At 33.4% G+C, this 20,921-nt stretch carries 17 protein-coding genes; 13 read left to right on the forward strand and 4 right to left on the reverse strand.

Annotation, left to right across the window (positions count from 1 at the left end; translation table 11 throughout):
• Window positions 1-4: 4 nt before the first annotated feature.
• The 9 genes from ACIDC4_RS00565 (at window position 5) to ACIDC4_RS00605 (ending at window position 12,421) form a co-directional block, all read left to right on the forward strand.
• Complete coding sequence (locus ACIDC4_RS00565) at window positions 5-577, forward strand: hypothetical protein (RefSeq protein WP_412043902.1); 573 nt, start codon at window positions 5-7, stop codon at window positions 575-577.
• Window positions 578-581: 4 nt separating this feature from the next.
• A complete protein-coding gene (locus tag ACIDC4_RS00570) occupies window positions 582-1,556 on the forward strand; it encodes a hypothetical protein (protein WP_412043903.1) in 975 nt (324 codons plus the stop codon).
• 7 nt (window positions 1,557-1,563) lie between these two features.
• The gene (locus ACIDC4_RS00575; protein WP_412043904.1) at window positions 1,564-2,046 is read left to right on the forward strand and encodes a hypothetical protein; all 483 of its coding nucleotides are present in this window, start codon (window positions 1,564-1,566) and stop codon (window positions 2,044-2,046) included.
• Window positions 2,043-3,326: a hypothetical protein gene (locus ACIDC4_RS00580; RefSeq protein WP_412043905.1), complete on the forward strand. Its 1,284-nt coding sequence runs from the start codon at window positions 2,043-2,045 to the stop codon at window positions 3,324-3,326. Before ACIDC4_RS00575 ends, ACIDC4_RS00580 begins: the two co-directional genes overlap by 4 nt.
• The gene (locus tag ACIDC4_RS00585; RefSeq protein ID WP_412043906.1) at window positions 3,314-3,658 is read left to right on the forward strand and encodes a hypothetical protein; all 345 of its coding nucleotides are present in this window, start codon (window positions 3,314-3,316) and stop codon (window positions 3,656-3,658) included. The genes ACIDC4_RS00580 and ACIDC4_RS00585 overlap by 13 nt, the downstream gene beginning before the upstream one ends.
• Entirely contained in the window at window positions 3,640-4,116 is a 477-nt protein-coding gene (locus ACIDC4_RS00590; RefSeq protein ID WP_412043907.1) for a PulJ/GspJ family protein, read from the forward strand. The genes ACIDC4_RS00585 and ACIDC4_RS00590 overlap by 19 nt, the downstream gene beginning before the upstream one ends.
• The gene (locus ACIDC4_RS00595) at window positions 4,106-5,242 is read left to right on the forward strand and encodes a type II secretion system F family protein (RefSeq protein WP_412043908.1); all 1,137 of its coding nucleotides are present in this window, start codon (window positions 4,106-4,108) and stop codon (window positions 5,240-5,242) included. Before ACIDC4_RS00590 ends, ACIDC4_RS00595 begins: the two co-directional genes overlap by 11 nt.
• Before the next feature lie 138 nt (window positions 5,243-5,380).
• On the forward strand, window positions 5,381-8,770 hold the full coding sequence (locus ACIDC4_RS00600) for a hypothetical protein (protein ID WP_412043909.1): 3,390 nt from the start codon (window positions 5,381-5,383) through the stop codon (window positions 8,768-8,770).
• 12 nt (window positions 8,771-8,782) lie between these two features.
• The gene (locus ACIDC4_RS00605) at window positions 8,783-12,421 is read left to right on the forward strand and encodes a DUF6443 domain-containing protein (protein ID WP_412043910.1); all 3,639 of its coding nucleotides are present in this window, start codon (window positions 8,783-8,785) and stop codon (window positions 12,419-12,421) included.
• Window positions 12,422-13,024: 603 nt separating this feature from the next.
• Here the strand turns inward: ACIDC4_RS00605 and ACIDC4_RS00610 are convergent.
• On the reverse strand, window positions 13,025-14,053 hold the full coding sequence (locus ACIDC4_RS00610; RefSeq protein WP_230037929.1) for a rod shape-determining protein: 1,029 nt from the start codon (window positions 14,051-14,053) through the stop codon (window positions 13,025-13,027).
• Between the two features lie 383 nt (window positions 14,054-14,436).
• On the opposite strand from ACIDC4_RS00610, the gene ACIDC4_RS00615 reads away from it, so the two are divergent.
• From ACIDC4_RS00615 to ACIDC4_RS00625, 3 genes are all read left to right on the forward strand, one after another.
• Window positions 14,437-14,811, forward strand: a complete 375-nt coding sequence (locus ACIDC4_RS00615) for a hypothetical protein (RefSeq protein ID WP_412043911.1) — start codon at window positions 14,437-14,439, stop codon at window positions 14,809-14,811.
• Window positions 14,812-15,041: 230 nt separating this feature from the next.
• Window positions 15,042-15,779 carry a hypothetical protein gene (locus ACIDC4_RS00620; protein WP_412043912.1) on the forward strand — a complete coding sequence of 246 codons (738 nt, stop codon included), beginning with the start codon at window positions 15,042-15,044 and terminating at the stop codon, window positions 15,777-15,779.
• A gap of 429 nt (window positions 15,780-16,208) precedes the next feature.
• On the forward strand, window positions 16,209-17,750 hold the full coding sequence (locus tag ACIDC4_RS00625; RefSeq protein ID WP_412043913.1) for a hypothetical protein: 1,542 nt from the start codon (window positions 16,209-16,211) through the stop codon (window positions 17,748-17,750).
• Between the two features lie 93 nt (window positions 17,751-17,843).
• Here the strand turns inward: ACIDC4_RS00625 and ACIDC4_RS00630 are convergent, their stop codons facing one another.
• Window positions 17,844-18,227, reverse strand: coding sequence for a GreA/GreB family elongation factor (locus tag ACIDC4_RS00630; RefSeq protein ID WP_412043914.1), 384 nt, complete (start codon window positions 18,225-18,227; stop codon window positions 17,844-17,846).
• 465 nt (window positions 18,228-18,692) lie between these two features.
• The gene (locus ACIDC4_RS00635) at window positions 18,693-19,133 is read right to left on the reverse strand and encodes a nuclear transport factor 2 family protein (RefSeq protein WP_412043915.1); all 441 of its coding nucleotides are present in this window, start codon (window positions 19,131-19,133) and stop codon (window positions 18,693-18,695) included.
• A 127-nt stretch (window positions 19,134-19,260) separates the two neighbouring features.
• Between ACIDC4_RS00635 and ACIDC4_RS00640 the strand changes: the two genes are divergently transcribed.
• Window positions 19,261-19,650: a winged helix-turn-helix transcriptional regulator gene (locus ACIDC4_RS00640; protein ID WP_230037917.1), complete on the forward strand. Its 390-nt coding sequence runs from the start codon at window positions 19,261-19,263 to the stop codon at window positions 19,648-19,650.
• A 123-nt stretch (window positions 19,651-19,773) separates the two neighbouring features.
• On the opposite strand, the gene ACIDC4_RS00645 is transcribed toward ACIDC4_RS00640, so the two are convergent.
• Window positions 19,774-20,862, reverse strand: coding sequence for an SDR family oxidoreductase (locus tag ACIDC4_RS00645; RefSeq protein WP_412043916.1), 1,089 nt, complete (start codon window positions 20,860-20,862; stop codon window positions 19,774-19,776).
• Window positions 20,863-20,921: the final 59 nt, after the last annotated feature.

The following is a 20,921-nucleotide window of genomic DNA, read 5'->3' on the forward strand; positions in this document are numbered from 1 at the left end:
AAATATGAAAGCAAAATCAATATCAATAATTATTCTACTTTTCACAACCTTAACATCATTTTCTCAGCAAATTAATGGTTCTGAATTAAATTTATTCAACTATTCTAAAGACTCTAACGGCCTAGGGCAGCGATGGGCTATTTATAATATGACAGGTGTCTATGGCAACAGCTTACAATTTTGGATTTATGATAAATTAGGTTGTCAGGAAGGCGGAATGTGCGATAATCGATTTACAATAACTGATAATGGTAATGTAGGTATTGGAATGATGGTTCCTAATTTTAAACTAGACGTAAAGGGAGCAATACATTCTCAAGAAGTAAAAGTTGATATGTTAGGCTGGTCAGACTTTGTCTTTACAAAACAATATAGTTTACCAACTCTTGAAGAAGTCGAAAAGCATATTACTGAAAAAGGACATTTAGAAAATATTCCAAACGAAGAAGAAGTCCTGAAAAACGGAATTAATTTAGGGGAAATGAATGCCAAATTGCTTCAAAAAATAGAAGAGTTAACGCTTTATGTAATTGAACAAAATAAACGTATTGAAAAATTAGAAAAAGAAAAAAAGTAATAATATGAAAAAATCACTAATTCTCCTTACACTTTTAACCATTTTTGTACAAAACAACCTTTCTGCGCAGGCAGCAAATTATTTAACAATAAGCGATACAAGAAATACGAATGAATTACCCAATTCTTCTGCCCATAGTATTAAAGCGGACTTTAAACTCAGAAGTATTATGGGCGCTCCAGGTTCTGGTATGTGGTCTGCTAATCTAACTTTTTCACCATGGGTTAACACGGATAATACAGGAGGTAAAAACTATCAGTTAAATTTAAATGAAGGTGGCCTTTTTTATCGAAATGCTTATCCTTTAGATCCGCAATGGGGAAATTGGCAGCAAATACTAATGGCTGATTCCAATGGTAATGTCGGTATTGGTACACCTTCTGCATCTTATAAATTAGATGTTATAGGTAGTGCAGGTATTGGTAGCGAAAGCGTAAATGCAAATACAACAAAAATATTCCTAAAAAATCCTGCCGGTAAAACCTGGGCCATTAGTGCCGGTGCCAACATGATAACAGAATCTAGTTTTTCAATTTACAATTGGACGGATAATCAAAATTCACCATTTTTTCATATGGATGTTAATGGAAATATTGGCATAGGTACTGTAGCACCTGATACAAAACTAGCAGTAAACGGAACCATTCATACCAAAGAAGTAAAGGTTGATCTACAGAGTCCTATGAGTGTACCTGATTACGTATTTGCAAATGATTATAAACTTAAATCATTACAAGAAGTTGAAGATTTCATTAAAAAAAATAAACATTTACCTGAAATTCCTTCTGCCAGGGAAATCGAAAAAAATGGTTTAATGCTAGCAGCAATGAATATGCATTTATTAAAAAAAATCGAAGAGTTAACGCTTTACAGTATCGAACAAAATAAAAAAATAGATGTACAAACAAAAGAAATCGAAACCCTGAAAGACTTAGCTTTGCGTGTTGCTAAAATCGAAAATGAATTAAGTAAAAAATAAAATGGTAATGAAAAATAAAAAAAACATTTATATTCTTTTGCCAATCGTATTATTTGTATGGGGGGCAGTTTTGTTTCAACTTTTTTCGTTTACTAACTCAAATGAAATCATAGTTTCTAATAATTCAGAACTAACTATCAAACCTTTAAAATTTAATAAAAGGCAATCTTTTAGTATAGACGTAAATTATAGAGATCCTTTTTTAGGAAAAATGTATGCAGAAAATGCTGCGCCAAAAATTAAAGGAAATAGCTCTGCTGCAAAAGATGCAAAACCCAAAGAAACCTTAGTGTGGCCAACAATTTCATACAAAGGCTTAATATCTGATACTAAGGACAAAAACAAAATTTTTATGCTCATAATAGATAAAAAAAATTATTTCATGAAAATTGGAGATACTGAAAATGAAATTTTTCTAAAAAGTGGAGATAAAGAATCTATTTATGTAAAATACAAAGGAAATCTAAATCTTATAATGTTACAGGATTGAAACTAAATCTTAAAATTAAATCTGGTGCCTTGCAATTTACTGTTTTTGTAGCGGTATTAATTGCTCTGCTTTTAGCTGGGCTTATTTTGTATGCCTATACGTTTATCTACATGAAAGAACAGTCGAAAGGGGCTATAGAAAATATTCAGTTTGCAGATATAGGAATTCAAACATTATTAGAACAAAGAGATTTTAATACCGATACTGCTCAGGTTGATTTTATAAAAAAAGAAAATCAGAGTATCAAAATTCATTTATCGCAATGGGGGCTTTTTCAAAAAGGGATTGCTATTACCCAATTTCGAAAAAAGAAGTTTACTAAAATTGCCATAATTGGTTCGCTTATTAAAGCAACCGAATCTCCCACCCTTTTTCTAAAAGAAACACATAATGCCTTAACTGTAGTAGGTACTACAAGCATAAGAGGAATTGCCTATTTACCAGTCCAGGGAGTAAATTCTGGTTATATAGCCGGTAATAGTTACTATGGCTCAAAACTCATCTACGGATCTATTAAAAAAAGTACTGTAGAACTACCCAAGCCAGAGAAAACAGTTCTCGATGCAATTGAATATTACATAAACGAATACAAAATCAACAATCAAACAGATTATATAAACTTAAATTCAGGTTCAAGAATTATAAATTCTTTTGCCTCCAAAACAAAAGGATACTATTCTACAGATCCAATTCTAATAGAAAATAAAATTATCTCCGGTAATATTATTATTAAATCTGAAACGGCTATTAAAATAAAAAAAACAGCTTTGTTAAAAGATATAATACTAGTAGCGCCCATTATAGAAATTGAAGACGAAACCCAAGGCAACTTTCAGGCGATAGCTTCAAAAAAAATTACTCTTGGTAAAAACTGTAATTTAACTTATCCATCTGCTTTATTACTTTTTCAAGATAATAAAAGTACACCTAATCAAATATCAAACATTCCTTTTGACAATCAAATATTTATAGATACAAAAAGTACAGTAAAGGGAATAGTAACTTATATTCAAACTAAAGAAATACCCGATTATCTCACACAAATTGTTTTAGAAAAAGAAGCTAAAATAAAAGGTCAGGTATACTGCAATGGTAATTTTGAGCTGAGAGGAACAGTATCCGGATGTGTTTATACCACACAATTTCTGGCAAATCAATCAGGATCTATTTTTATGAATCACATTTATAACGGAACTATTGAAAATGAAAGTGTACCACCTATATATGGAGCAATGCCTTTAGAACAAGAACCTAAAACTGTTTTGAAATGGTTGTATTAAAAAAAGTAAAATCGGCAACCCTGATTGAAGCTCTCGTAGCCACAGTTTTGATCGTAATTATATTTGTAATTGCAAGTTTAGTGCTGAATAATTTAGTTTTAAATACTTTTTCTAAAAACACCCATGCAATAGAAAGCAGAATAAATGAACTTGAATACGAAACTCAAAACAACATTCTAAAACTACCATATCATGAAAATTATAAAGGATGGAACATCACTATTAGTTTAGAAACAATTTTAAACAAAAAGATAATTTCTTTTTCGGCAATAAATACTAATTCAAAAAAAGAAATTTCAAAACAACAAATAGTATGGCCGCAAGAAAATTAAAATCATTTACACTAGCCGAATTATTGGTTGTCATGATTATTACTGCTATTGTCGTGGGTATGGCGTTTAGTGTATTACGTTTAGTTCAAAAACAAATTTACGCTATTCAGACTAATTTTGAAAAGACGAGTATTCTGGCGCTTTTTGAACAAAAAATTTGGCAGGATTTTAATGAACCACATTTAATTGTTTATGATGATAACAAACATATTTTAATAATGACTTCAGAAATAGATACAGTAACCTATTCATTTCAGGAAAAATTTACAATGCGAAATCTTGATACTATCAAAATAAAAATAAAACCCAATAAAATCTTTTTTAAAGGAAAAGAAATAAAATCCGGAACTATTGATGCAATAGCTTTATTTGCTGAAACAGAATTACCTGATTATCAAATTTTTGTTTCGAAAAAAAATGATGTAACCTTATTCATGAATCAGGAAAATGGCCTTTAAAATAGAAAATACCCCAAATAAAAAAACAACTCAGACTAAAAATTCGAGTAGTATTGAAAGTCTGTTAAAAAAAGAAATCTCTCTTTTTGGTGACAGTTTTAATAATAAAAAGAAACAGGCTTTTTATCAGGAACTGGCCATTTTATTAAAAGCCGGAGTTAGCTTTAAAGAAGGATTATCCTTAATTGTAGAATCCCTAAAAAAGAATGCTGATAAAGAATTAATTCAATCTATACTTAACCAGGTTGTAAACGGAAAACCATTTTCAGAAGCCCTTGCAGGTTCGAAATCCTTTACTGAATATGAATACTTTTCTATTCAGATTGGTGAAGAAACCGGAACAACTGCGCAAGTTTGTAATGAATTAGGTCATTTTTTTGAACGTAAGAACGAACAAAAACGAATTATCGTCGCGGCCCTAACCTACCCTTCTATTGTATTGAGTACAGCTGTTCTTGTTGTAGTGTTTATGTTGAGTTATGTGGTTCCTATGTTTCAGGATATCTTTAAACAAAACAATATGGAGTTGCCTTTCCTGACTCAGATAATTGTAAAACTTTCTGTTTGGACAAAAACCTTTGGTATTTATTTTCTATTAGCAATTATTGCTTTTATTTTCTCTACTCGTTTCTTTAAAAACAATGCCCAATACAAGCGAACATTACACTACTTTTTAATTAAAATTCCTGTATTAGGAACTTTTATGACCAAAGTTTATCTCGCACAATTTACTCAGGCAGTTACTTTGCTTACTACGGCAAAAGTTCCCTTACTAAACAGTATACAAATGGTAAAAAAAATGATTCATTTTGTCCCCTTGCAAGAAGCTCTTGAAAAAGTAGAACAAAGTATTTTAAAAGGAAATAGTCTGAGTTCAAGCTTAAAAAACACTCCCCTTTTCGACAACCGAATCATAACACTTGTAAAAGTGGCTGAAGAAACCAACCAAACCGAATACGTTTTTAAACAATTGAGCGAACAATATAATCAGGAAGTCGTACAGCAATCTAAAATCATGACCACTGTTTTAGAACCTTTTATTATTCTTTTTGTGGGGGTTTTGGTGGCTGTTTTACTAGTGGCGATGTATTTGCCAATGTTTCAATTGAGTAGTGCTATTGGTTAAAAAAACAATATTTAAAGCAAGAAAATTTTTATATAAAAATTTTTATATTAAATAACTTATGGTTATTATTACCATAACAAATGAATAAGTTTTCTATTAATAAAAAAACGAGTTTTATAATAAATAATTTCAAAAAATATGATCAAAAAAATTACTACTTTATTAAAAATTTTTATTTCTTTCCTTTGTTTTTCAGGATTTTCACAAAGTTCCGATACTGGAGTTACAAACATTCTACCACGAACACCACAAGCTGCGAATTTAGAACAGTACGGAGATATTCAGGTTGGCGAGTATTCAGGAAAATCAGATATAAGTGTTCCACTATATAATTTAAAGACTGGAGGTTTACAATTCCCAATCAATTTATACTATGACGCTACTGGCATACGTGTTAACCAGGAAGCTTCTTGGGTAGGTTTAGGATGGGAGCTTTCTACAATTGCGGCCATCAATTACAGAGTTGTAGGTAAAACTGAACAAAATTCTATGTTTTATAATGAAAACCAAACTATTCGTAAAAATTGGCAATTATATGAACTTCTTTTGGACGATATATTAAAGCAGAGCATGCCTAATCCACAGAATTATGAGGATGAGAAAGATCCGGCAGCCGGTTACGCTAAATATAATAGTGAAGGATCGGCCGTTTCGTGTTACAAAGGTCTAAATTCATATACAGAATATGGTGAAATGATGGAAATTGTAGATATTGCTGTAAATGAATATACCTTAATAGATTATTTTCAAATTAATTGTCCAGGGCTCACAGGTAGCTTTTATATTCATCCTGGAACAGGACAAATCAAAGCTTACGGAGAAAAAAATAAATATAAAATCCTGCCCTTAAACAATCATTTTGGGTTTGAAATTATTAACGAAGATGGGGTTAAATACATCTTTACAACAAAAGAGCTAGAACCCCAAAATATTAGTGCATGGTATTTATCAGAGATTAGAGATCTTAAAACTAATCATTGGATAAAATTTAAATATACTAATTTTGGTAAAATCAAACCTATTATATCTTTTCATGAGCAGATAAAAACGGGGTATGTTCCTATTGCTTCAGATCAAAATCAATATAAACTAGCTTATGATCCTAGTACAGTTTTAGATGCTCTTGTTCTTACTGAAATCGAAACAGATTTAGAAAAAGTTTTGTTTAATGTAAACTCATCAAGGGATGATATCGAAGGGGAAGGTAAAAGAAAACTGGAATCTTTAGAAATAGTAAATAAAATTAGTAATAAAAAAAGATATTTTAATTTTGAATATGGTTATTTCGAAGGTACAAATGTGGGAGGAGATTACTATTCCAAAGATACGTTTGTAGGACCAACCCACACCACACCTGCTTATTTTAAAAAAAGACTAAAATTGCTAGGTGTTTCCGAGAGAGGAGAACTGAATAGCCCAAACACCAAAAAACATACTTTTGCTTATAATACAACACCTTTGCCTTACAAAACATCATTTGCAAAAGATTACTGGGGATTTTATAATGGAGTAAATAATCAAACATCTATTCCTAATTTATTATCCGTAATGGCGTTTGACATTGGATTAAAAAATATGTACAAAAATAATAAGTGGCTTTTTGATAACTATTTTACGAATAGTGATCTTGCAAATAAAGCATTAAGAGGTGCTAATGGTGAATATATGAAAGCCGGCATATTGTCTTCTATAACGTATCCAACCGGAGGTAAAACTGTATTTAATTTTAGCCCGCATACTTTTGATAATCAAGTTATTCTGTCGACTGTTGAAGAATCTAAAGTTGCTTCAAAAAACAATAGTTACAATGCTTATTTTAATGGCCACAGCACCGCCACTCCCAATACTGTATTTACATTGCTAAAACAAACATTAGTAACTTTAACAGGTAATATAAATAACGTTAATGGTAAATATAGTTGTTCTCAATTAGCAGGATTAAGGATTGGTATTTTTGGTCCAAACGGAAGTTTTTATACGCCATATCTAGAGTTTAATTGTGCTGCCTTAACCGCAAATGGGGGCTATCAGTCTATTAAACAAGAAATATTACTACAACCTGGTACTTACGTATTGATGGCGGGAACTTCAGGCAATATAACTGCACCAAACTCATGGGATCCATCCATTGTCACAACAACTGTACAATATCCAAGTTTTAACCTGGACGAGATAATCGCAAGTCATTCAGAGTCTATAGGGGGAGGACTGAGAATAAATCAAATTATAAATTACGATACTAATGGAAATTTCCTAAATAGTAAAAAATATACTTACACTTCGGGTAAATTGATGAATCAGTTAACAATGATAAGAACATTAAGCTATCAAATTGTTGGATCTGTACCCACTTATGCAGGAACAAGATATGCAAATTCTATTAGAAATTATGCAACAGCACCTATTGGCGCAACAGTTGCTTACAGCAAAGTAACAACGGAGCAAATTGATAAAAATTCTAATAATAATGGCATGCTAGAAAAATACTTTAAAAACACACCTGTAAGCCCTGTATTCTCAGTAATTAACCATTTGAGCGATAATTCATTGCTTAACGGTACAGTTGAGAAAATAGATTACCGTAACAAAAATAATGATATCATCAAAGAGGAGATTTTTACATATAATACTTTTGATTTAGAAAGTAAGTTTGTAAATATTATCTATCAATTAGAAAGAAGCCATGTTGGTGAAGAGGTTACAGCAGTTTCAGCAGGTAATAAGCAGTGTTTTTTTGGAGCAGATGTTATGTACGTATATCCTTATAGAGGCTTTAAAAATTTCTTGACCGAGAAGAAAACTATTGATTATCTTAAAGAAGGGCAGTTAGAAAACACTATAAGCTATGATTATAATTTAGATAATTACTTACTATCTAAACAAAAAAGTTTGAATAGTCTTAATCAGGAAATTGTAACAGAGTACGAATATCCTACAAACTATGCAAAGTTTGGTGTGTACCCTTATAGTGTGATGGTATCAGAAAAAAACTGGTTAACACCAACAATAACTCAAACACAAAAAAATAATGGAATTGCTGTAAGTAAAAATTCATTAGAGTATAATGGCTTTGGAAGTGTGATAGCTCCACAGACTCTAAGTAAAGGAAGTTTAAATTTAGAAAAAATAATTTCCTATAATCAATATGATGAGGTTGGAAATGTGTTACAATATACACTAAAAAATGGCGCTCCTGTTTCAATTATCTGGGGTTACAGTAAAACGCAGCCAATTGCCAAAATAGAAAATGCTACAAATGCTCAAATAGCAGCTGCTTTAGGATTTTCGAGCGTGAGTATTTTAAATGAAATAAATCTAGATGCAATAAATGCTTTGCGCAATAATCCATCTTTTGCTAATTGTATGATCACCACTTATACCCACATTCCACTAGTTGGGGTAAGTACCATAACAGATCCTAAAGGAGACAAAATAACCTATACCTACGATCCTTTTGGAAGATTGCAATTTGTAAAAGACAAAAATGACAACATCCTTTCTGAGAACCAATACAACTACAAACAATAAACCAAAAGCATCATGAAAAATATACTAAAACTCCTTTTGGTTTTGTTTCCGGTTATGGCAATTGGCCAGACACAAACCCAAAATTATATTAAAACCACCACTTATAAAGTGGCCACTCCCACTACAATCCCTACCCCTACACCCGCTCAGGCAGCACAAAGTGTTACCTACTTTGACGGACTGGGAAGACCCATACAGCAAATTGCTGCCCAGCAGTCTGATTCAGGGAAGGATATCATTACCCACATCGAATATGATGGCTTTGGAAGACAAACAGAAGAATACCTGCCTTTTAGATCCTCAGGCAGCACGATGGATTTTGATACAGCGGCAAAAACACATCTTTCGTCTTATTATGCAAGTCCAAATCCTGCAGTGAATGGAAACCCAACCTTTGAAGCCACTTCCTTTCCTTTCAGCAAAAAAGAACTCGAAGCCTCACCTCTTAATCGTGTTCTGAAACAAGCAGCTCCGGGAGATCCCTGGCAGTTAGAACCGGGTCATGAAATAAAAATAGATTACCAAACCAATGGTTTTGAAGAAGTAAAACTATTCACGGCCAATACCGCCTGGAATGCAGCATCCGGATTATATACGATTTCTTTTGTAAATAGCGGTTACTACCTGCCTGCCCAACTTTACAAAACCGTGACTTATGATGAAAATTCTGTAGCTCCATTATCTGAAACCAATGGATCTACTGTAGAATTTAAAAACAAGGAAGGACAGGTTATTCTGAAAAGAACTTACGGAGTTGTAGATAAGGGAACTACAAATGAAAAACATGACACCTATTATGTATATGATATCTACGGAAATCTTACTTATGTTATCCCTCCAAAAGCAGTAGACCTTATTGGGGCAACAACAACTATACTGGCTAATGAAAGCTCAACTGCAAAAATTACTCTGGGCAATACTTTAAACCTGAAAGCCACCAACTCTATCACATTGTTAGAAGGATTTCATGCTCAGGCAGGAAGTACTTTTTCTGCCGTTATTGACAATGGAACACAAGGGATTTTGGATATACTTTGTTACCAATACAAATATGATCATCGCAACAGGCTTGTAGAGAAAAAACTACCGGGTAAACAATGGGAATTTATTGTTTATGATAAACTGGACCGCCCTGTAGCTACAGGACCGGCCAATTCCCCTTTTTTGGATATTAATTTAGCCGGATGGCTTATTACTAAGTATGATGCTTTTAGCCGTCCGGTATATACAGGCTGGACAAGTGCTACTGCTCCTACTGCTGCGGGAAGAACAGCGCTGCAGGCGGATCAGAATAATCCCGCCATTGCCATCATTAATGAAAGAAAACAAACTCGAGCCATCGATGGCATCCCAGCTTATTACAGTAATGAGGTAGTTCCTACTGCTTTTAAATTACTTTCCGTAAATTATTATGATGATTATAGTTTCCCAAGCACACCTCCTATAATAATACCTACAAGTATAGAGGGACAAACTACCTTAACCACAAGTCAGGTAAAAGGTCTACAAACAGCTTCCTGGATAAGGGTACTCTCTGACTCTGGAAGTTTAGCCGGAGAAACTACCGCTACTTTTTATGAGGCCAAGGCAAGACCTGTTCGTACTTATACCCAAAACTATCTGGGTGGGTACACGTATACCGATAGTAAACTGGATACTTTCTCTGGACAGCTGCAATACAGTATCACCAAACACAAAAGAACCCCAGGTGACGCGGAGCTTATAACAAAAGATGTCTTTACCTACTCGCCTCAGGATCGCCTGCTAACCCAGACTCATCAGATAAATGGTGGTGCCATTGAGCTCATCACAAACAATACTTATGATGAACTCGGACAGCTGATTTCTAAAAAAGTAGGAAACAATATCCAGAATATCAATTATAGCTACAATGTTCGCGGATGGCTTAAGGACATCAATAATGTGGACGCCCTGAGTGACGATTTATTTGCCTTTAGGATCAATTACAATACCCCCACCTCCGGAATTACCGATGTAAAACCATTGTACAACGGAAACATCTCAGAGACCTATTGGGCAACTAAATCAGTTCAGGAACAGGGAGTAATAAGATCGTATGGCTATAAATACGATAACCTTAACAGGTTAAAAGAAGGTGTTTTCAAAAAAGCAGGCTCACAAACCAATGCTTATAACGAAAATTTATGGTATGATAAAAATGGAAATATTACTGGTCTTACCCGTAACGGAAGCAGTGAGAGCGCCACGCAAATTGATGATCTGGTATACACCTATGCCAATAACAATACGGCCAACCAGCTCATGAAAGTAGTCGACAGTGCTCCGGCAGCTTCTAAAGCAAACGGTTTTGTGGACAGCGCCTCTAACAGCGTGGATGATTACAGCTATGATGCCAATGGTAATATGACCAAGGACAACAATAAAAATATCACAGCGATTACTTACAATCACTTAAATTTACCAACCCTTATAACCTTTGCAACCAGCGGAAATATTAGTTATCTTTACAATGCGGCAGGCCAAAAAGTACAAAAGGTAGTAACTAACAGCGCTTCGGCAAACGTTGAGACAACCTATTATTTGGCAGGTTATCAATATAGTAAAGATTGCCAGACCTGTAACACCTTCCTGAGGTTTTTCCCAACAGCCGAAGGTTATGTAGAGCCGGTAGGAAGTTCTTTTAATTATGTATACCAGTACAAAGATCATTTGGGTAACATTCGTTTGAGTTACGATAAAACATTGGCAATTAAAGAAGAGAGCAATTATTATCCTTTTGGATTAAAACACGAAGGCTATAATAATGTTAAATCTGGTGTAGAGAATAAGTATAAGTACAACGGCAAAGAACTCCAAGACGAGCTGGGGCTTAATGTTACGGCAATGGACTATCGACAGTATGATAGTGCGATAGGTCGTTTTTATAGTCCAGATGTTTTTTCTGAGTTATCCCATTCTATTACACCTTACCGTTTTGCATATAATAACCCTGTTTTCTTTAGTGACCCAACTGGATTATATGAAGTTGACGGAAATGGAAACATAACTATTACCGACAAAAAAGAGATTGCGATATTTACTGACTATTTGAAAAATAATCAAAAAGCATCTGTTAATGAAATGTCAGAGCATATTTTCGATGCAAATAATGGATTTGCTTACGAATTACAAGAGGTAGTACTCCAGAGCGGGAGCAAAAAGTCTGAAAATGATTTTCACGATAATGTTTTAAAACAAATTGGAGAATCACAGAAAAAAATAGAATCATTTGATGGTACAATATATTCTAATAATCAAGAATATGATGATGAAGGAATTCCAAATTCTGTTCATGCTGGAGCTGTTGGGTTAGCAAGTACAGTGGGGGATGCAGTGATGAAAGCGCGTTTTAGCGAAACTTTCAAAGCAATGCAAACTACTAATTTGACAACAAGTTTTACAAAGACACTTAAAACTACTGGTAAAGTTTTTCAAGTTGCAGGAGCTGCCGCTTCTCTTTACACATATTACCAAAGTGATGGCTCTGGTGCAGATAAGGCTCGATTAGCGGGTGCGGCAATTATTACAGGAACCGCTTTTATTCCAGTAGTTGGACCATTTTTATCTGTTGGACTAGGAGTATTAGACGGAGTAGGTGCTTTTGATGGACTTTACCAAAAATTTGACTAAATTATGAATATTATTTTTATTATTATTGGAATGAACGTTTCTATAATCTTTCTTTTTGACAAGAGGATTTTAGACAATAAAAAATACTTTAATATAATATTAGCATTTAATGCATTATTATTTTTGATTACATCACTACTTTTATTAAACAATGTAGCTTCGAATACTGCTATACGCTCATTATTTATCCCTTTAATTTGTCAATTAATCTACCATTATATGAGTAAATGGTATTTTAAGAAATATGATAGAAATTCAGATGACACATTTTGGACAATGAATAGAGAGTTGTATATAGATGGCTGGTTTAACGCTGTTTTTTGGATAATCTCGATTTTACTATTTATGCTTGTTCTTTGATCTATTAGATTATCATAATCTTTAAATTTTAAAAAAAGCCATTCCATAACGGAGTGGCTTTTGCTTTTATAGTACTTTAAAGTGTACCAAACTGTTAAAATAGAATTCCCGATCGCTCGCATATGCGCAACGACAGCGCGGAAATTCTTTCCGTGCCCGCAAAGATAATCGACAAATAATAGAAATAGAAAACCCCGCCAATCGGCGAGGTTTTTTTATATTATAAATATTCAATTGACAAATTTACTTTATCAATACACTTTTGTATTTGGCAATATTTTTTAATACAACCCCAGTACCTCTCACTACAGCTCTTAAAGGATCTTCGGCAATATAAACGGGTAAATCTGTTTTTTGAGAAATCCTTTTATCGAGACCACGAAGCATTGCTCCTCCTCCTGCCAGATATAAACCTGTGTTGTAAATGTCGGCAGCCAATTCGGGCGGCGTTAGCGAAAGCGTTACCATAATAGCATCTTCGATTCTAAGAATCGATTTATCCAGTGCTTTCGCAATTTCTCTATAGGTAATTTTGATCTCTTTGGGTTTTCCGGTAAGCAAATCTCTTCCTCGAACGAGCATATCATTAGGAGGTTGTTCGAGTTCTTCCATTGCGGAACCTACTTCAATTTTTATCGTTTCTGCCGTGGCATCTCCAATATACAGATTATGCTGTGTTCTCATATAATATAAGATGTCATTCGTGAAAACGTCACCGGCAATCTTGATCGATTTATCGCAAATTATTCCGCCAAGGGCAATAACCGCGATTTCGGTGGTTCCTCCTCCAATATCCACAATAATATTACCCTGAGGCAGCATAACATCAATACCCATCCCTATAGCGGCCGCCATAGGCTCATGAATCAGGAATACTTCTTTTCCGTTTACACGTTCGCACGACTCTTTTACCGCTCGCATTTCAACCTCGGTAATACCGCTGGGAATACAAACCACCATTCGCAAAGAAGGCTTAAAAAGATTTTTTTTAATTTCCGGTATATTATTGATAAACCAGTTAATCATTTTTTCCGACGCATCAAAATCTGCAATTACACCGTCTTTTAGCGGTCGGATTGTTTTAATATTTTCGTGTGTTTTACCCTGCATTAAACTGGCCTCTTTGCCTACAGCAATAATTTTTCCGTTTCTTATATCTCTTGCCACAATCGATGGACTATCTACTACAATTTTTCCGTCATAAATTATTAAAGTATTCGCTGTTCCCAAATCCATAGCTATTTCCACTATCATAAAATCAAATAAGCCCATAATATAGTTTTGTTTAAGAACGCTTGTTATTGTTGTTTTATTCTCTGTAAACAGCAGAATCCAGATACTTTAGTAAAAATTAACAACAAGTAAAAACGTTTTCCTGTTAAAACTTCAACTTAAAACTTCTTTAATTTTAAGTTTAAAATGAATCTGTTAAAATTGATATTCATTAGATTCAAAAAAATCGATTTAATCTTATACTTTATTAAAACCTACAAATTATGCAACTATAATTTATTTTCCTGTAATGAATACCAGTAACCTCTGCACTAAATTTGTAAAATACACGCCTTAAAAAAGTAAGCTTTACTATTTCTTTTAATAGAAAAAGACATAAAAGCTTCAGTCAGTAAAGAAGTTTAATTTAAAAAAATAGCGTTATGGAAAAGCAAAACAGCAACGAATACGGTCAGACAGACCCTGATTTTATTGATCAAAATACGCTAGTTGACGGAAATAGCATTCAAAGCGACGATCAATATAAACGAACCATTACTACAGAACCTATCCCGGAATTTGTAGAAGGCGACCCTGATTATATCGACCAGGAAACACTTGTTGATCATGACAATTATGCAAGAGATGAAGATCCGTACCGATATGAGGAAAAATTCAAAGAAGATCTAAATACTGAAATTGATCTTGAAAACATCTCTAATGTCAAATCAGAACAGACCGAAGATAAGGATAAAACCATCAATAAAGATACTTCTGTTAACAACAAACAGGATGATCTTAATAAAGACGATGAATAATCACATTATTAAAAATTAAAATTACAAAATGGCATACCTATCGTATGCCATTTTTTGTATTTAAAAATAACAAACTTTCCCTGCCCTTTGCATTATTTTCTTCAATTTGTCCTTTTCTAAAACTCTTTAGAAAGTTTAAAATCCTTACATTTACCCGCTGGCCAATCAAATTACGTTGCACAAACAATCAATTCAGGTAACGTTAAGCCAATTAATTTTAAGCAGTCAAGATGGAAAAATATACTGTATCAGTAGCATCGTTACCCTTAGATGATAATACAATATCGAATACGAAAATAAAAAAAGCTGATTTGTTACCCGATCCGGAATCTCGTCTGGATTCTATGGAAATGAAAGAAAAACCTCTTATGGATTCCACTATTCCGTTTAGAGATTTAACGAATGCTGCGACTAAAAAAGAAAGTATTGCCCAACTGATTGAAAAATTAGATGTAGAACACAACTTAAGATATCAAAAAACAGTCGAAGATACCTATTGCAATGTCTACTCTTATGACTATTGCTATTTTTCTAAAGTATATCTCCCAACCGTTTGGTGGACACCTGAATCTCTCGAAAAAGTTTTAAATGGTGAAGATGTAGAACCTGTTTTTGAGCAAACAGTCGATCGTATTTATTCCAGCGCCATACACGATTGGTTCCCGGAATGGGGAGCGAGTTTTGGCTGGGAAAGAATAGCTACGGTTGATGAAATGCAGAATAAGGTAAATGCCAATGGCGGAATTGGAATTATTTGTGCCAAAAGAAGAGAAAAAGGTCTTTCAGGACATATTGTTCCTGTTGTTCCTGAAACTGATTTGCATAAAGCATATCGCGAAAACGGAATTGTAGTATATCCGCTGCAATCGCAAGCCGGAAAACTGAATTACAATTACTTCGCAGAAATCAGGGAAGACTGGTGGAATGATGAGTTATATTCCTCCTACGTGCTGTATTATCACGAATAAAAACACATTTGGCAGAATTGTTCCGGCATTCAAAAAAAAATATTGATTATCAGCGAGTTAACTACTTGCAAATACGATAATAAAAAACTACTTTTGCAACTTAGAAAAAACAAGAATACTAAAAGTTGTGATTTAGCTATTCTCTTGCTTAAATTATTGATACAAAAGCAATTAATAACAATAGTGATTTTATAACCTTATTATAAAATTGTACTTCTTAATTGATGTTTCAGTCGATAAAATGGCAATAAATCTAAAATATAAATTCCTATCTTTTTAAAAGTAAACGAAAACTTTTATAATGGAGGCAACAATATGCTTAATCCGTTATAGGTTTCTTGGCTCTGGTTTTAACAGATTGAATTTATATTCCTGAATTAAAATGACTTTATAAATTAAAATAACCTTAAAAAAAGAAAGTAAGTATAAATGAAAGACAATCAGACAAAAAAATATTATTGGGGAATAGGATTGGAAAACGAAACCTACATGCAATTTGAAGAATCCCTAATAGTTTCTGGTGAATTTATACAAGAAAAAATTGGTTTTGAGAAATACAGTATCGATTATAGAAAATGTTACAAACCTGAAAGCTTAGCCCCTATTTTAAAGAAAGCTTTTGGTTTGAATGAAAACTATAAAGTGAGCAGAATGATGAACAGTCATTCGCTGGAAAAACTCGATATCAATTATCAGCACAAAATGTTATCTCCAATCAAACCATTAGTAGACACAGCAACTGGTGAAATGATTGCACAACCCACTGAAAATCCTGATTATCTGGGCAAATCGATCATGGAGCTTTTCCTTGAAGATCAGCCGTACAACATTCAGAGCATGATTACCCAAAGAAACAAAACGATGGGATCTGTACATTTTGATGGTGATTCGATCGAATTTGTAACCAAATATTTTGAGAACAGAACTATTGGTGAATCGTGCAAAGAACTAAGAGCTACTAAAAAACTATTCCTTGATAAAATCAATGAATCGTCTGTATTAAACGGAAAATTAAACTTTCCGGATTATAACAACGGACTTAATATGTTCATGACCAATCAGGAAAATCTGGTTTTGTTTAACAACGGAACGTACCATTTTCATATTACTTTACCATCTTTGACTGAAGACAGCCGAATTGTAGATTATACTGAATTCGAAAGAACACACGCCAATGCCATTTATTTACTGCAATGGTTTGAGCCTTTCTTTATTGCTACTCTTGGAAGCCCTGATATTATGGGCGTGATAAGTGATACTTACAGTCTGGACAAAAAATTTACTTTGGGCTCTATGCGAAATGCAATGTCGCGCTACATAGGCGTGGGAACGTATAACAAAGCCATGCCAAAAGGTAAAATCCTGACTTATAATGTAGATGATTTTAGAAAATTACTAAAATTTGAAAAAGAAGAAAACATTTGGTGGAGAGATCAAATTGAAGCTGATATGGAATATGAAATGTTATCTGAAGTTGGTCTTGATTTTAATCAGGAAAAAATGTACCAAAGCGGTTTCGAATTCAGAAGTTTTGATGAGTTTCCAGCCGAATACTTAAACGATGTTCTTTTTGGTATTATCCTAATTTGCGAGCATTCTTTAAACCTTCCTGATGTGCAATGGGCGCATGACAGTAAAGCATGGAATAATCTTGTTTTTAAAACTTTAAAAATGGGTTATGCTACTGAAATTAACAAGGAAGAAAAACAAGAAGTTCTGGATTTATTACAATTGTTAAATCCATCAGATGCTAATTACAATACATTAAAATCAGAATTTGAAGCCATCACATTATTAGATGAATTTTTCTTTAAAATTCTGGCAGTTTTACACGATATGTACAAAGACAATAACATTTGCCTGGATGCGATGTACGGACAAAAAACAAGTTCTCCGCCTCAATGGGACAACTTTAATAAATACCAGACCGAAAAGCATTTACAGCAAATTGGTGCTTTCTGTGAAAACTAAAATTCACAAAGCTGATTTTCAAAATATATTATAAAAAAACATCCCATCAGGAAAAATTTCTTTTTGGGATGTTTTTACATTTAAAAAAGTGCGTTACGCTACTTCTTCTACTTTTAAGATTTCCAGTTTTAGATTTCCTTTTTTAGCAGGCCATTCTACAACATTTCCTTCTTTATATCCTACCATTGCTATTCCTTCATCAGAAAGAATAGAAATTCTGTTTTTACTTACTTTGTTTCTTTCAGGGCCTACAAACACAACCGTTTTTTCCTCATTGGTTGTACAATCTTTATACGTTACTCTTCGGTTTACAGAAACAATATCTTCCGGTAAATCTCTTCTTAGTACCTGTGTGGCTTTTTTAAGTTCATGAAGCAATAATACTTCTTCTTCTACTGTTACTTTTTTTCTTCTTACGTGATCTTTAATTAAATCGTATATTCCTGTTGTTAAAATGATATTTTGTGATTGTGACATAACTTTCTGTTTGCTCCATACTTCATAGGTAAGATAATAACTCTTCATTGAATGACTTATAGCTCTTGTGTGTGTTGAATTCAATGATATCTTAATCCCAATGAAAATTGAAGATTAAATAAATGAGCATTCCGGATGAAAGAATCCCTGTCTAGAGTTTTGACAGGGCTTAATTAATAAACTCTTTCGAACTTTTTAAGAAAGTATCGTCATGCAAATACAATAACGTGCCCATAAGGCTCATCAAGTCATTATTTGTTAAATAAAAATTTGAAATCGTCATTATTAATTGCAATTAATTTTGTGCAAGTTAATCCCTTTTTTTGAAAGAAAAAACACTAAAAAACATAATTAAACGTTAACATCGGAGTTATTAAACACTTATCTAATAACATACAATTACGGAACAAAGAAAAACTCTCCCTGTCCCGTATTTAATTAATGATATAAGTAAAAAAAAAATATTTAATTACCCAATACTCTGGATTCAACAATTATAAAATATCCAGTTCGCTCTTTTATGAACCATTTTCCGTTTTCATTTATATATTTATCCTGGTATTTAACGCTATAATCCGTTAAAATGTTTTTGCCTTCAGATTCTCTTATCATTTTTATTTGAGAAAAAGAAACACCATTTGCTGCATCTCCATCTATTTCAACGTTATGTTGTCCGTTTAATGTGAAATAAGTTTTTACCTGAGCTGCGTGCACGCTAAATTCTTTTTCTAAATTATCCCTTCCGGAAACGTTTGCTGCTAAAAAGTCATTCATATAAACCTGATAAACGATATCCGGTGTAAAAACGCTCATTTGTTCGGCAATCTTTTTCTCGTCGCCTAAAATTGCATATACATCTATTAATTGTCTTAATTCTTCTTTTGTTTTTAAAATTTCTAGTGTCATGATTTTGTATTTAATATTCGGAAATTCTTTGTTGTAAATGATTTACAGATTCAAAATTAATTTATATTTGCTTACATTTTATTACTAGTTACTAAAAGGTTATTAGGTAATTTTTTAAAACCACTACATGAAAGATAAAATAGAAAAACCAGAAATGACTAAAGAATTTACCTCAGAATGCACTACAATGCTGGCAGCAGTAAGTGATGCTTTGTATGCTATTGGAGGCAAATGGAAACTAATGATTATTATTGCTATGGCAAGAGGAAATAACAGGTTTAGTGAGCTGCAAAGACAAGTTACCGGAATTTCTGCGCGGGTTTTATCCAGTGAACTCAAAGAACTTGAACTGAATGGTTTTATCATTAAAAAAGTATCTGTAGGATATCCCGTTCTAATAGAATATGAACTTTTACCTTATAGTCATACGCTCGAAGAACTCGTGGGCGCAATGACAAGATGGGGAATTCAGCACCGTCAAAAAATCAGAAGTGATCGCTCCGGCGACGTTTCATAAACACCTAAAATTTAATTTTATTATAAAAAAAAGACAATCTTTAAAAGACCGTCCTTTTTTATATTAATGAAGCATCAAAAAGTGTAATAATAGTTGTTGGAATTATCTAATTATCTAATTAATTTAAGGTATTATTTGATCATTTCGTAACTGAGCAAACAATTCAAAAAACGAATCTTTCGTATCTTTATAAGTAGCAAAACCAAGTTTTCTGCTTTTTGACATATCGGTCATTACTTCTAGAGGGCGCGATAAATCAAGATCTGTATGCCACGCAGAAGCCAATTGGTTTAAATCCTCTTCTATGAGCTGATGTTCATTTGTAATGGTTTTCCAGATCGCATCTTTTTCATTCATTACAGTTTCAAGTGGCTGTATCGTTCCGCTGTATCCTTCGTATTCGACATCAAACCATTCTGCTATTTTTGGCCACAGCCATTTCCATCTAAAAACATCTCCGTTTGCGATATTAAAAGCTTCATTATGAGCTTCAGGATTTGTTGCTGCCCAAATGATCTGATCTGCGAGAATTTTAGCATCCGTAACATCAGATACTCCATTCCATTCTGCTTCAGAACCAGGCCAGATAAACGGTGTTCCTTCTTTTTTACAAATACTGGCGTAAACGGCCAAAGTGGTTCCCATATTCATGGCATTCCCTATAGTTTTACCAATCAGCGTGTGCGGTCTGTGTATGTTCCAGCTAAAACCATCTCTTTTTGCGGCTTCATACACCTCGTCTTCCTGTGCGTAATAAAAATTTGGCAGGTCTAATCTTGGTTGCTCTTCTCTTAATGGCGTTTCCGGTAAAGTTCCTGTTGTAGCATAAGCATCAAATGGTCCTAAATAATGTTTTAATCCCGTAACTAATGAAACATGCTGAATCGATTTTTTTGGAGATAATACGTTTAATAAATTTCGAACCATAGCGCTATTTACCCTGATATTTTCTTCTTCAGTATCATTTCGCATCCAAGTTGTGAAAAAAACATGAGTTGGGGCAATTTCGCTTAAAGCGGAAACTAATGATTCTGTATTCATTAAATCAGCGGCAATAGGTTGTAAACCTTCAATATCATTTTTGGGATTTCTGGAAAGTCCAAAAACGGTCCATCCTTTTTCCAAAAGTTTTGTGGCGAGATTACTTCCGGCAATTCCGGTTGCTCCTACAACTAAGGCTATATTTTCGGCTTTTTCTTGTATTGATTTCATAAGTAATTTATTTTCTCCAAAATTACTTCATAAACCTTCCTCAGAAAGATGACCTGAAA

Origin of the sequence: Flavobacterium sp. C3NV (assembly GCF_046825355.2) — a bacterium.
In the GTDB taxonomy this organism is placed as follows: Bacteria; Bacteroidota; Bacteroidia; order Flavobacteriales; family Flavobacteriaceae; genus Flavobacterium.